This window comes from Streptomyces endophytica (assembly GCF_026153355.1).
Lineage (GTDB): Bacteria > Actinomycetota > Actinomycetes > Streptomycetales > Streptomycetaceae > Streptomyces > Streptomyces endophytica.
This window is the reverse complement of sequence record NZ_CP110636.1, coordinates 3,397,267-3,409,354: the sequence shown is the minus strand read 5'-3', so window position 1 is coordinate 3,409,354 and position 12,088 is coordinate 3,397,267. Positions and strand designations below refer to the sequence as shown.

At 72.6% G+C, this 12,088-nt stretch carries 13 protein-coding genes, 1 tRNA gene and 1 pseudogene; 2 read left to right on the top strand and 13 right to left on the bottom strand.

All coding sequences use genetic code 11. The features are described from left to right. Positions 1–132 precede the first annotated feature (132 nt). Positions 133–1,467, top strand: coding sequence for a glycosyltransferase 87 family protein (locus OJ254_RS15205; RefSeq protein WP_265362757.1), 1,335 nt, complete (start codon positions 133–135; stop codon positions 1,465–1,467). A gap of 220 nt (positions 1,468–1,687) precedes the next feature. Here the strand turns inward: OJ254_RS15205 and OJ254_RS15200 are convergent, their stop codons facing one another. The 9 genes from OJ254_RS15200 to OJ254_RS15160 all read right to left on the bottom strand — a co-directional run bounded on the left by OJ254_RS15200 (position 1,688) and on the right by OJ254_RS15160 (position 6,790). Then, entirely contained in the window at positions 1,688–1,921 is a 234-nt protein-coding gene (locus tag OJ254_RS15200; protein WP_030413843.1) for a hypothetical protein, read from the bottom strand. A 3-nt stretch (positions 1,922–1,924) separates the two neighbouring features. After that, entirely contained in the window at positions 1,925–2,101 is a 177-nt protein-coding gene (locus OJ254_RS15195) for a hypothetical protein (protein WP_261951513.1), read from the bottom strand. 149 nt (positions 2,102–2,250) lie between these two features. After that, positions 2,251–2,323 (bottom strand) — tRNA-Ala (locus OJ254_RS15190). Between the two features lie 113 nt (positions 2,324–2,436). Further along, positions 2,437–3,090 carry a histidine phosphatase family protein gene (locus OJ254_RS15185; RefSeq protein ID WP_265365162.1) on the bottom strand — a complete coding sequence of 218 codons (654 nt, stop codon included), beginning with the start codon at positions 3,088–3,090 and terminating at the stop codon, positions 2,437–2,439. After that, a complete protein-coding gene (gene rsfS, locus OJ254_RS15180) occupies positions 3,087–3,521 on the bottom strand; it encodes a ribosome silencing factor (RefSeq protein ID WP_261951512.1) in 435 nt (144 codons plus the stop codon). Before rsfS ends, OJ254_RS15185 begins: the two co-directional genes overlap by 4 nt. A 272-nt stretch (positions 3,522–3,793) precedes the next feature. Continuing rightward, complete coding sequence (locus tag OJ254_RS15175; RefSeq protein WP_265362755.1) at positions 3,794–5,650, bottom strand: LCP family protein; 1,857 nt, start codon at positions 5,648–5,650, stop codon at positions 3,794–3,796. 24 nt (positions 5,651–5,674) lie between these two features. Next, entirely contained in the window at positions 5,675–6,286 is a 612-nt protein-coding gene (gene nadD / locus OJ254_RS15170; RefSeq protein ID WP_051798734.1) for a nicotinate-nucleotide adenylyltransferase, read from the bottom strand. 52 nt (positions 6,287–6,338) lie between these two features. Next, positions 6,339–6,545: a hypothetical protein gene (locus OJ254_RS15165; RefSeq protein WP_265365397.1), complete on the bottom strand. Its 207-nt coding sequence runs from the start codon at positions 6,543–6,545 to the stop codon at positions 6,339–6,341. 95 nt (positions 6,546–6,640) lie between these two features. Beyond that, positions 6,641–6,790 carry a hypothetical protein gene (locus OJ254_RS15160; RefSeq protein WP_265362754.1) on the bottom strand — a complete coding sequence of 50 codons (150 nt, stop codon included), beginning with the start codon at positions 6,788–6,790 and terminating at the stop codon, positions 6,641–6,643. Between the two features lie 151 nt (positions 6,791–6,941). On the opposite strand from OJ254_RS15160, the gene OJ254_RS15155 reads away from it, so the two are divergent. Continuing rightward, positions 6,942–8,030, top strand: a complete 1,089-nt coding sequence (locus OJ254_RS15155) for a M48 family metallopeptidase (protein ID WP_261951509.1) — start codon at positions 6,942–6,944, stop codon at positions 8,028–8,030. A 60-nt stretch (positions 8,031–8,090) separates the two neighbouring features. Here OJ254_RS15155 and OJ254_RS15150 read toward each other — a convergent pair whose 3' ends face one another. From OJ254_RS15150 to OJ254_RS15135, 4 genes and pseudogenes are all read right to left on the bottom strand, one after another. Beyond that, positions 8,091–9,215, bottom strand: a complete 1,125-nt coding sequence (locus tag OJ254_RS15150) for an SCO2583 family membrane protein (protein ID WP_265362753.1) — start codon at positions 9,213–9,215, stop codon at positions 8,091–8,093. Positions 9,216–9,322: 107 nt separating this feature from the next. Continuing rightward, positions 9,323–9,948 (bottom strand): annotated as a pseudogene (locus tag OJ254_RS15145) (SCO2584 family spore wall biosynthesis protein). An 87-nt stretch (positions 9,949–10,035) separates the two neighbouring features. Then, complete coding sequence (locus tag OJ254_RS15140) at positions 10,036–11,304, bottom strand: glutamate-5-semialdehyde dehydrogenase (protein ID WP_265362751.1); 1,269 nt, start codon at positions 11,302–11,304, stop codon at positions 10,036–10,038. A 72-nt stretch (positions 11,305–11,376) separates the two neighbouring features. Then, on the bottom strand, positions 11,377–11,874 hold the full coding sequence (locus OJ254_RS15135) for a hypothetical protein (RefSeq protein WP_265362750.1): 498 nt from the start codon (positions 11,872–11,874) through the stop codon (positions 11,377–11,379). Between the last annotated feature and the right edge of the window lie 214 nt (positions 11,875–12,088).

Sequence of the window (12,088 nt, the reverse complement as noted above, 5' to 3'; positions counted from 1 at the left end):
CCCGCTGCGGCATCGCCTACATTACACGGACCTCCCCGCCTTCTGCCAAATCGTTCTCCCGAGGGCCCTTGGACGGGGCGCGCGGTACTGTCGGCAGGCCGTGCCCGATTCGTCCTGGGGGAGCCGTACGCCGTGACCGCCCTGGAGCTGGAACAGCCCACCGAACCCGGCGGCCCGCACCCCGGCAAGGGCGTCCTGCGCCGCCACCCGACGGCCGCGGCGGCGCTGGCCTGTCTGGCCTCCTTCACCGCCTTCTGGATCGCCCAGCGGCTCGCGCACGTCACGATGATCGACCTCATGGTCTACCGGGCCGAGGGCCTGACCGTCCGCAACGGCGAGTCCCTCTACGACATGGTGGCCACCTCGGCCCACCTGCCCAACACCTACCCGCCCTTCGCGGCGCTGCTCTTCACCCCCCTCACCCTCCTCGGCGTCCCGGCGATGCGCACCCTGGCCACCGCCGGGAACCTGCTGCTGCTCGTCGCGGTCGTCGACCTCTCGCTGCGCCTGGCGGGCCGCCCCCGGCGGCTGCCCCGGCCGGCCGCCACGCTGGCGGTCTCGGCGCTGCTGGTGTGGTGCGAACCGGTGTGGACGACGCTGCGCTACGGCCAGATCAACCTGCTGCTCACTGCGCTCGTGCTGTGGGACCTGACCCGCAGGGACGCCCAGCGGCTCGCGGGTATCGGCATCGGCATCGCGGCCGGCATCAAGCTCACACCGGCGCTGTTCGCCGTCTTCCTGGCCGTGGCCGGCGCCGTACGGGCCGGGCAGCGCCTGCGCTCCGGCGCCGGTCTACGCGCCGCCTGGAACCCCTGGCTGCGGCAGGCCGCCGTCGCCACCGCGACCTTCCTAGCCACCGCCCTCCTCTCCGCCCTCGCACTGCCCCGCGACTCGCACCGCTTCTGGACCGGGATCGTGTTCTCCGCCGACCGGGTCGGTGAGGTGGAGATCACCGCGAACCAGTCGCTGCGCGGCGCGCTCGCCCGGCTGCTGCACACCCACGACCCCGGCGCCTCCTGGGCCGTACTGGCCGGGCTGACCGCGCTCGCGGGCCTCGCGCTGGCCGCCGGGGCGCTGCTGCGCGGGCCGGCCGCATCCCCGGCCGACGGCGGCCGCGCCTGGGCGGCCGTCGCCTGCGCCGCCACCGCCCTCCTGATCAGCCCGGTCTCCTGGTCCCACCACTGGGTGTGGTGCGTGCCGATGCTGGTCCTGCTCGGCTCCGAGGCGCTCGACCGGACCGGCACCGGCGCGCGCCGCTGGTGGGTGACCACCGTCACGCTCGGCCTCCTCTTCTGCTCCTTCGCCCTGTGGTGGGTGCCGCACCGCTGGCACCAGCACCAGGAACTGCACCAGAACGGCATCCAGATGCTGCTCTCCGACGTCTATCCGCTCGCCGGACTGGCCGTGCTGGCCCTGGCCGGGGCCCGGCTGTGGCGGGCCAACCGCTCCCCCGCCACCCGCGATTGAGGCGGACGGGGCGCCGGCCGGTGTGCCTGCCGGCATGCCGTCGTCCGGTCCAACGCCGGGCGAACGCACGGCCGTTCCGCCCGATCGGAACCGACCGGAACCGACCGGAACCATGCGGTAGCGCCCGGAAGTCTCCGGAGATGCCGGGAAGGGCGTCAGAACGGCGTGCTCATCCGGCCCAAGGTGTTCGGAACGGCCGCCCGTTGGCGGGCGGCGCCGGTCAGGCCGTGGCGAACGAGTAGAAACGCTTGAGCGTGCAGTGCTCGTCGAGCAGCCGCCCGTAGATCGGCTCCCCGTCGAGCTCCCGGTAGGTCTCGATCGGGTCGCCCTTTATGACCAGGGCGCGTGCGCATTCCTCGCACCAGTACTGGTAGTCGGTGTTGACCGGCTCCATGTCGCGCACGATCGGCGTTCCGCTGCCGCACCAGTCACATTTCCTGCTGTGGGCGCCCATCCATCAGCTCCAACTGTGGCCGCAGGCCGTACAAACGAAGGAGATGCCGCCGTTGTCGCCCAGCACCTGCGCGACGTGCGACGACCCGCACGAGGGGCACTGCAGGGCAGAGCCGGTACCGGCGCCCGCCGCAGCGACGTCGAGCAGGCCGTCGACCTCCCCGAGGATGCTCGTGGGCATCGCTGTCTCTCCTCCCCTGGCGGCGCCGTCCGATTCTGCCACGGACGGCCCACCAGGTCAGGTCCGTCTTCGCAGCGGGCCGGGCCGTGCGCGGGTCCGCACATACGCAATGATCCCGCCTCCATCTGGAGGCGGGATCATCCGGGTTGTGGAGCTAAGGAGAATTGAACTCCTGACCTCCTGCATGCCATGCAGGCGCTCTACCAACTGAGCTATAGCCCCGGGTCTTGTTCCGCTCCTCCGGGGTTTTCCCCGGCGGCGCCGCGAACAAGATGAACTTTAGCCTGCGACCTGCCCAGATGTGAAATCCGGGTCCGCCCGGGCCCCCGGCGGGGTCAGACGTCGTCGCCGAGCACCGGCTCCGGCAGGGTGCCGGCGTTGTGCTCCAACAGCCGCCAGCCGCGCGCGCCCTCGCCGAGCACGGACCAGCAGCAGTTCGACAGCCCGCCCAGGCCCTCCCAGTGGTGGGCCTCCAGGCCGAGCAGCCGCCCGATGGTGGTGCGGATCGTGCCGCCGTGGCTGACCACGACCAGGGTGCCGTTCTCAGGCAGCTTGTCGGCGTGGTTGAGCACCACGGGGGCGGCCCGGTCGGCCACCTCGGTCTCCAGCTCGCCGCCACCGCGCCGCACCGGCTCCCCGCGCTTCCAGGCGGTGTACTGCTCGCCGTAGCGCGCGAGGATCTCCTCGTGGGTCAGCCCCTGCCAGGAGCCCGCGTACGTCTCGCGCAGGGCCGCGTCGTGGGTCACGTCGAGCCGGGTGAGGGCGGCCAGCTCGCTCGCCGTGGCGGCCGCGCGCCGGAGGTCGGAGGCGATGATCGCGTCCGGCCGCAGCGCGGCGAGCAGCCGGGCCGAGCGCCGGGCCTGGGTCAGGCCCGTGTCGGTCAGCTCGATGTCCGTGGAGCCCTGGAAGCGGCGCTCCAGATTCCAGGCCGTCTGGCCGTGCCGCCACAGGACGATGCGGCGGCCCGACGCCCGCTTCGTGCCGTTCAGAGCAGCTCTCCGTCCTGCCCGCCCGCAGTGGCCTCGGCGTGCGCGGCGGCCTTGCCGCGGGTGGCCTTGGCGTCCTCGGGGAGGTCGATCTCCGGGCAGTCCTTCCACAGCCGCTCAAGCGCGTAGAACACGCGCTCCTCGCTGTGCTGGACGTGCACGACGATGTCGACGTAGTCGAGCAGCACCCAGCGGGCCTCGCGGTCGCCCTCGCGGCGGACCGGCTTGGCGCCGAGGTCCTTGGAGAGCCGTTCCTCGATCTCGTCGACGATCGACTTCACCTGGCGGTCGCTGGGGGCCGAGGCGAGCAGGAAGGCATCGGTGATCGAGAGGACGTCACTGACGTCGTACGCGATGATGTCGTGCGCGAGCTTGTCGGCCGCGGCCTGGGCTGCGGCGTTGATGAGCTCGATGGAGCGGTCCGTGGCGGTCACAAGCGGCTTTCCGGGTCGAGGGCTGCTTCTCCGGCCGGTCACGGGGCGAGGGCTCGGCCCCGCCGCGGCGCGCGCCGCAGTCCCCATGGGCAACCGGATCGGCGGTCAGGTACCCCTCAAGGGTCTCACGGACCACTGACACTCCCGGCAGGGTTTTCGAACCAGTGGGTCAGATCGCGCATCCTGGCTGGTCAGCGCGGTGGCAGTGGGTCCGACGGCCCACCGGTGACCGGTCGGGGCGGGTCGGTCCGGTGGACCGCCCGCCCCTCCCGTCAGCCCTTGTAGTCCTGGCCGAGGACCACCGTGATGTCGGCGTTCCCGGCGCCCTTGCCCTGCCGGACCGCGCCCGCCGGCAGGCCCAGCGTCTTGGCGACCTCGGCGGCCTTCGCCTTCGAGGCGGCGTCCGCGTACGTGACCCGGGAGGCGGCCTGGGCCGCGCCCTCGGCGCCGTCGTCGACGAAGCTGTAGCCGCCGTTGAGCAGGGCGACCTGTGCCTTTCCGGTCGCCGCCTTGTTGCCGGTGGCGTTGCGGACGGCCACCCGGGCGGTGGTGTCGGGGGCGGTCTTCTTGACCGTGCCGCCGAGCACGTCCTTGACGACACCGGCCGCGGTGCCCTGGCTGAGCGTGCCGTCGGTCTGTACGGGCAGCAGGGTCGTGCGGTAGGCGCCGGTCTTCGCCAGTTCCGCGCGCTGCGCCAGCGAGCTGCCCAGCTGGGCCTCGGTGAGCGGCGGGTCGAGGACCTGGAGGAGTGCCTTGACGGTGGCGGTGGCGCCGTCCGAATCGCTGGAGACCTTCTTCAGCGTCGCCTGCATGACCTGCCCGAAGCGCTGCAGCTGCCGGGTCTGGGGCTCGCCGGGCGCCTGGTAGGTGGCGTAGGCGACGGCCGCCTGGCCGCCCAGATCCTGGGCCCGGCCCTGCTTGACCACCGGGGAGGCGCCCTTCTTGGCGCCGGGCACGGTGGCGTCGGTGTCGAGGGTGATGCCGCCGACCGTCTCGACGAGGTTCTCCAGGTAGGGCGTGTCCAGCCGCCAGGTGGCCTTCAGGTCGGCGCCCAGGAGGCTGTTGAGGGCGTCCCGGGTGGGCTCGGCACCGTCGTCCTTCACGGACTTGCCGAGCGTGGTGGCGCTGCCGTCGTCCTTGGGGACCACGAGGCTGTTGGGCAGCAGGACGGTGGTGCCCTTGTGGGTGGTCTCGTTGTCCACCAGGAGCGCGGTCGAGCTGTTGCCCGTCTTGGTGTCCCGCAGGTGCACGACGAGGACGTCGCGCTTCTGGCCGCCGGCCGCGGCGGTCCGGCCGGTGCCCGGCCCGGCCAGTCCGGGCAGCTTGCCCGCCCACCACAGGTAGCCGGCACCTCCGGCCACCAGGAGGACCAGGACGACCGACAGTGCGATGATCCGGCTGCGGCCGCGCCGCTTGGCCTCCTCGCGCCGCTCGGTGCGGCTCTCGGTGAACTTCAGCCAGTCGATGACGTCTTCGGAGTCCTCGTCGGGCTCCTCGATGAAGGAGAACTGCTCGGTCTGGTACTCCGGGTCACCGGAAGAGGCGCCGCCGGGTGTCTCCGCCGCGGGACCGTCCGAGGGGGCGCGGCGCCCGCCGCCCGGCTGCCGGGCGTCCTCGCGGCCACCCGGTGCCGGTGCGCCGTGGCGCTGCTCCTCGTAGGAGAGCTGCTCGTACGGCGACTGCTGGGCCTGCTGCGGGATCCACTCCTGCGGAGGGGCCTGCTGCGGGGGCGACTGCTGGGGGGACGGCTGCTGGGGCCGGCCGTACGGGTCGTACTGCTGGGGGTAGCCGGGTTCGGCCTGGACCTGGCCGTGGCCGTAGGGGCCGTAGCCGTAGTCCACGCCGGCCTGCTGCCCCTGGTGACCCTGCTGTCCCTGGTAGGTCTGCTGCGCCTGATGGCCCTGTGCGGTGCCGTACGGGTCGTAGCCCTCGTAGGCGGACGGGGCGGAGTGCCCGCCGTACGGGTCGTGTTGCTGCTCGTACGACGGCCGGGCGGCGTCGTGGTAGACCGGCTGCCCGTAGGCGTCGTAGGTGTAGCCCGGCTGCCCCTGCTGCCCTGGTTGCTCCTGGGCGTAAGGGTCGCGGGCATACGGGTCCTGCGGCCCGTACGGATCGTGTCGGTCGCTCACCGGTGCCCCTTTCCGTCAGCCCCGTCAGCGGTCGTTGCGGTACAGCTGTTTTTTGTCGATGTAGCGCACCACACCGTCCGGCACCAGGTACCAGACCGGATCCCCCTGGGCGACGCGCGCCCGGCAGTCGGTCGAGGAGATGGCCAGCGCGGGCACCTCGACCAGGGACACCGCCCCCTCGGGCAGCCCGGGGTCCGCGAGGACGTGGCCGGGCCTGGTCACCCCGATGAAGTGGGCGAGCGACACCAGCTCCGCGGCATCGTGCCAGGTCAGGATCTGGCTGAGCGCGTCGGCGCCGGTGATGAAGAACAGATCCGCGTCACGGTGCTCCGCGCGCAGATCACGCAGCGTGTCTATCGTGTACGTCTTGCCGCCGCGGTCGATGTCGATGCGGCTGACGGAGAACTGCGGGTTCGAGGCGGTCGCGATGACCGTCATCAGATACCGGTCCTCGGCCGGCGACACCTTCTTGTGGCTCTTCTGCCACGGCTGCCCGGTCGGCACGAAGATGACCTCGTCGAGGTGGAACTGGCTGGCCACCTCGCTGGCGGCGACCAGGTGTCCGTGATGGATCGGGTCGAACGTCCCGCCCATCACTCCGAGTCGCCGCTTCACGGGCCCTGTGTGCTCTCCCATGCGTGCAGACCCTACTGGGCGGCGCGCGATGCCGGGGGCCGGGTGCCGGGGCTCAGCGGTCCCGGTTGAAGCGGGTCGTGACCCACAGCAGGAGGAGCAGGACAAACAGGGCACCGCCGCCGGTCACGAAAGGGCTGAGGCTGGCGTGACCGCCCTCGTGGCCGGGTTCGGCGGCGAGGGAAACCAGGGACTGTGCGGTGGTGTGCAGGCTCATCGTCAGCAGGACCAATCCGGGCTCGGTGCGGGCAGAGACTTCCACCACATCGTATGCGTCGGCTCACCGCCGGCTCACGGCGACTCCACCCGGATGCGCCCGGCCGCGTCCGCACGCCTCCGGGCGCGGCCCCCGGCCGGTCAGTCCTGGCCGTAGCCGCGCAGCAGGAACCAGGCGAGCAGGACGGCGCCGAGCACGCCGACGATGATCACGGTGCGCAGGATCCATCCGGGGCCGCCGTCCCTGGCGGTCTCCGCGGCTGCGGCGAGCAGCAGGCTCGGATGCGGCATGGCGGCGCTCCTCGGGTACCGGCCCGGCGGGTCTTTTGTACGGGCCTGTGCGGTCATTGGTGCGATCGCCAGCGTACGCCCGAGCATCCATTCGCCTGTCAGTGGCGTCCTCTAGTCTGAAACTCACGCAGTCGAAGAGGGGGAGGCCCCAATGACGGAGAGCCCAGACGGCAGCGCGCACGTACCGAGCCGGGACCGGCGGCGATTCCCCGGAATCTCCTCGCGGTCGTACGAGCACCCCGCGGACCGCTCGGCGCTGGTCGCCCTGCGCAAGCTCAGCGGGTTCGACACCGTCTTCAAGACGCTCAGCGGCCTGTTGCCGGAGCGCAGCCTCCGGCTGCTGTTCCTGTCGGACTCGGTGCGCGTCGGCGACCAGCAGTTCTCGCACCTGAACGACATGCTGCGCGACGCCTGCTACATCCTGGACCTGGAGAAGGTCCCGCCGATGTACGTCAATCAGGACCCGCAGCCCAACGCCATGTGCATCGGCCTGGACGAGCCGATCATCGTGGTGACGACCGGTCTCGTCGAGCTGCTCGACGAGGAGGAGATGCGGGCGGTCGTCGGCCACGAGGTCGGCCACGCCCTCTCCGGGCACGCGGTCTACCGCACGATCCTGCTCTTCCTGACGAACCTCGCCATGAAGGTCGCCTGGATCCCGCTGGGCAACGTCGCGATCATGGCGATCGTGACGGCGCTGCGCGAGTGGTTCCGCAAGTCCGAGCTGTCGGCGGACCGCGCCGGGCTGCTGGTCGGTCAGGACCTGCAGGCCTCGATGCGCGGCCTGATGAAGCTGGCCGGCGGCAATCACCTGCACGAGATGAACGTCGACGCCTTCCTCAAGCAGGCCGACGAGTACGAGTCGGGCGGCGACCTGCGCGACTCCGTGCTGAAGATCCTCAACCTCCTGCCGCGCAGCCACCCGTTCACCACCGTGCGGGCGGCCGAGCTGAAGAAGTGGGCGGCCAGCCGCGACTACCAGCGGATCATGGACGGCCACTACCCCCGCCGCGACGAGGACAAGGACGCCTCGGTGTCCGACTCGTTCCGGGACTCGGCGGCGCACTACGCCGATTCGGTCCGCAACAGCAAGGACCCGCTGATGGGCCTGGTCCGCGATATCGCGGGCGGCGCGGGTGACTTGGGCGGCAAGCTGCGGGACACGGTCTTCGGCGGCGGCTCGCGCGGCGGCCAGGGCGGCGCCAACGGCACGGACCGGCCCAACGGCTCGGAAGCCTGACGGAGCGGCCCGCACGACGCCCGGTGGAGCGGCTCGCCCGCCCGGCGGGTCCTGGGCCGCCTAGCGGATCGGGTGGGCCGGCTTCGGCTCGGCGGACGGCGCCAGCTGACCGCACAGCGAGGGGTTGGCCCGGTCCCTGGCGTAGGGGTCGGTGCCGGCCGGGCGGTCGCTGCCGGCGTGCTGTCCCGCGAAGAGCGGGTGCAGCGCGTCGGCCGGCTGCGAGGAGCAGGCCAGCGGCCCCGCCTGCAGGCTGCTCTGCAGCACCTCCAGGCGGTGGTCGGTCAGGTCGTCGCGGCCCAGCCGGAAGTGCATCTCACGCCGCACGGTGACCAGCGAGGCGGCGCCCGCGGTGGCCTTGCCGACGTCCTGGCCGGCCGCGGCCTGCCGGGCACCGGGGGCGGGCTGGACGGCGTAGACGAAGGTGTAGTCCGCGGTGACCTCCAGCGCGTCCGGGCTCAACTCCGTGGCGGACAGCGTGCCGTTGACCCGTACGTTCCGGTCGGCGAGCCGGGTCTGCCGGGGGTCGAAGCGCACCAGCCAGCCGGTGGCGGCGTTCTGGCCGTTGTCGTCGGGGTGCGCCAAGCTCTGGTCGAACTGGTCGAGTTGGCCGGTGTCGAGCAGCAGCCGCAGCGGCCGTACGGAACCGCCGGTGACGGTTTCCGGGTCCAGCGAGGAGCGGACGAGGTAGTCCTTGGCGATGGTCAGCGCGGAGACGATCTGGCCGTCGGAGAAGTGGTCGGTGCGGGAGACCGTGGGCAGGTTCACGCCCGCGGCGCCGACCCGGTAATTCGCCGCGGGGCTGTGCGCGAAGAGGTCCTCGGGCGTCCCGCCGGGCACCTCCCCGCTCGGCGCGAGCGGTACGACGGCCGACCGCAACGGCTGCGCCCGGGCCGGCTCGGGGGTCTTGTAGGGGTGCCGGATGCCCATGTAGACGGCGGTGCCGAAGGCCAGCACGATCAGCAGCACCAGGAGGATCGCCTGCCGGGAGCCCCCCAGCCGCATCCAGGCGCGCCGGGTCTTCACCGCCGGTGCGTGGTGCTCGCCGAGCCGTTCGTCGGCGGAGAATTCCTGCAGCCGCGCAGCGCGCACGAACGATTCGTCGAAGACGACGGATCGGTACTCGTCCTCACCGCCTCCCGGGGCGCCGTTGGGCGTCCCTTCGGGAGGGTCACCAGGCCCGGTCATACAACAAGAGTAGGTCGGCCGGGGCAAAGGTAAACGCCGGGGCGGCGGGCAACTTCAGCGCACCGTTCCGTTTCGGGCGCCCCGGATGCGGGCAGTGCGCGACGGTGTCACTGCGCCGGGGTGCCGGCGGAAAATGACGGGCGCACGGTCTCGGCGGACGGCAGCGACGGCAGGCCGGGCCGCGCCGTACGGACGCTGTCCGCGCCGCCGGTGGCCGGGGCGTCGACACCGCTGGACGTGGGTGCCGGCGCCGGGCTCTGGTTGCGCCCGGACGCGCCGCGGTAGACGGCGCTGAAGGCCAGCGCGACCAGCCCGATACCCATGACCACGGCCAGGACCCAGGCCACCGGCCGGTGCCAGCGGGTGCTGCCGCGGTAGGGCCGCAGCGAGCCGCCGTAGGGGCCGTACGGGCCGTGTGGCCGGTCGTCGTGGTCGTCGTCCTCGTACCCGCCGTACGCGCCGCGCTGCCGCGGGTCGCCGTACGCGTCGGGGTCGTCGGCCGCGTCGGGGCCGAAGCCGGGGGCCGAGCGGGCTGCCTCGGCCTCGGCGCGCGCCTCGGCGGCGGCCAGCATCCGCTCGACCGCCGAGGGTTCGTGGATCCGCGCGGACCGGACGAATTCCTCGTCGAAGACCACGGGAGCGAATTCCTCATCCGCTTTTCCGTGGCTCCCGTGGTGGTGCTCGTCGGGCTCTTCGCCGTCCGGGAACGGCGTGCCCCCACGTCGTCCGGCACCCGTCCAGGTTAGCCCCGGGGGGCCATTTTGGGCAGGGAGAAAGCACAGAGAACGGGGCTGCGGGGACGGGAAATCCGGGGACGGCGTCAGCGGGTGTGGCCATCGCCGGTGACGATGTATTTGGTGGAGGTCAGTTCCGGCAGGCCCATGGGGCCGCGGGCGTGCAGCTTCTGGGTGGAAATGCCGATCTCGGCGCCGAAACCGAACTGGCCGCCGTCCGTGAAGCGGGTCGAGGCGTTGACCGCGACGGTCGTGGAATCCACCAACTGGGTGAACCGGCGGGCCGCGGCCTGCGAGGTGGTGACGATCGCCTCGGTGTGCCCGGAGGACCAGCGCCGGATGTGCGTGACCGCCGCCTCCAGGTCGGGCACCACGGCGGCCGCGATGTCGTACGAGAGGTACTCCGTCGCCCAGTCCTCGTCGGTGGCGGGGGCGACCAGCCCGGGGCCGGCCTGCTGCCAGGCCGCGTCACCATGCACGACCACGCCGGCCTCGGTGAGCGCCTCCAGGGCACGCGGCAGGAACTTCTCGGCGATCCCGGCGTGCACCAGCACGGTCTCGGCGGCGTTGCAGACGCTGGGCCGCTGGGCCTTGGAGTTGATCAGGATCTCGATCGCCATGTCGAGGTCGGCCGCCTCGTCGACGTAGACGTGGCAGTTGCCGGTGCCGGTCTCGATCACCGGGACGGTGGACTCCTCGACGACCGTGCGGATCAGCGAGGCGCCGCCGCGCGGGATCAGCACGTCGACCAGGCCGCGGGCGCGCATCAGCTCGCGCACCGAGTCGCGGCTCTCGCCGGGCACCAGCTGGACGGCGTCGGCGGGCAGCCCGGCGCTCTGGACGGCGTCGCGCAGCACGTCCACCAGGGCGCTGTTGGAGGCGTAGGCGGAGGACGAGCCGCGCAGCAGCACGGCGTTGCCGGACTTCAGGCAGAGGGCGGCGGCGTCCACCGTCACATTGGGCCGGGCCTCGTAGATGATGCCGATCACGCCGAGCGGGACCCGGACCTGGCGCAGGTCGAGGCCGTTGGGCAGGGTCGAGCCGCGGACCACCTCGCCGACCGGGTCGGGCAGCGCCACGACCTGGCGGACGTCCGCGGCGATCGCCGCGATCCGCTCCGGGGTGAGGGTGAGCCGGTCCACGATCGACTCGGCGGTGCCGGCCTGACGGGCCTTGGCGATGTCCTGGGCGTTGGCGGCGACGATCGCCTCGGTCCGCTCCACCAGGGCGTCGGCGATGGCGAGCAGCGCGGCGTCACGGGCCGTCCGCGGCAGTGGCGCCAGGACGGCGGCCGCCTCCCGCGCGCGGCGGGCGGTGTCGAGGACGGGCGAGGTCTGCGGTGCGCTGCTGGTCATGGCCGCAGCCTATCGGGCGGGCAGGCCGCGGCCAGGGGGTATCTCACTGCGCGGAACGCGGCGGGCCACCGGTCAGAACGGGTGCACGCCCACGGGTGCGGCCGGTGGCGGACCGTAGCCCTCGGCGATGCGCTGGTGGTACGTCTCCCGGTCGATGACCTCCAGGCCGACGATCTCCCACGGGGGCAGTTTGGCCGTCGAGCGGTGCTCGCCCCAGAGCCGCAGGGCGACCGCCGCGGCGTCGTGCAGGTCGCGGGCCTCCTCCCAGTAGCGGATCTCGGCGTGGTCGTTGGCGTAGCGGCTGGTCAGCAGGAAGGGATGGTCGTGCGCGAGCTGCTCCAGCGCCCGCCGGACCTCCCGCAGCGGGGCCTCGGCCCCCGAGACGCTGAGGGTGATGTGCCAGAGCCGGGACGCCTCCACGCGGTCACTCTCCGTGGTTGGCCGCGCGGTCTGGCTGCGCTCCCCCAGGTCCTCGTCCTCGGGCCGGCCGGCGGCCGGACCGGGTCCGACGCTGGTCAGTGCGCGCTCCGCCGTCCCTCGGGGCGGTGCCCCTGGGCGCCCTCGTCTCACCGGCGGCCTCCTGTGTTGCGAATTGCTCGGCCCCGGGCGGTTGCGGGGCCGACTGGGTGGTACGTCGACGGGTGCGCTTGCGCGCGGCGGGCGCCCCTCCCCTGTGGCGCCCCGCAACAAAGTTGACCAGTCCGCGGGCCGTCGCGGGGGCGTTTTTGCCAAGCTCTCGCGGGAAAGACCGGTCCGCGTACCGTGGGCGGGGCGGTGTGCCGGT

Excerpts from the sequence above, each read along its gene's own strand:
- OJ254_RS15140 (WP_265362751.1), bottom strand. The coding sequence starts at position 11,304 with ATGACCAGCAGCGCACCGCAGACCTCGCCCGTCCTCGACACCGCCCGC.
- OJ254_RS15150 (WP_265362753.1), bottom strand. The coding sequence starts at position 9,215 with ATGACCGGGCCTGGTGACCCTCCCGAAGGGACGCCCAACGGCGCCCCG.
- nadD (WP_051798734.1), bottom strand. The coding sequence starts at position 6,286 with ATGGGAGAGCACACAGGGCCCGTGAAGCGGCGACTCGGAGTGATGGGC.
- OJ254_RS15195 (WP_261951513.1), bottom strand. The coding sequence starts at position 2,101 with ATGCCCACGAGCATCCTCGGGGAGGTCGACGGCCTGCTCGACGTCGCT.
- OJ254_RS15160 (WP_265362754.1), bottom strand. The coding sequence starts at position 6,790 with ATGCCGCATCCGAGCCTGCTGCTCGCCGCAGCCGCGGAGACCGCCAGG.
- OJ254_RS15155 (WP_261951509.1), top strand. The coding sequence starts at position 6,942 with ATGACGGAGAGCCCAGACGGCAGCGCGCACGTACCGAGCCGGGACCGG.
- OJ254_RS15200 (WP_030413843.1), bottom strand. The coding sequence starts at position 1,921 with ATGGGCGCCCACAGCAGGAAATGTGACTGGTGCGGCAGCGGAACGCCG.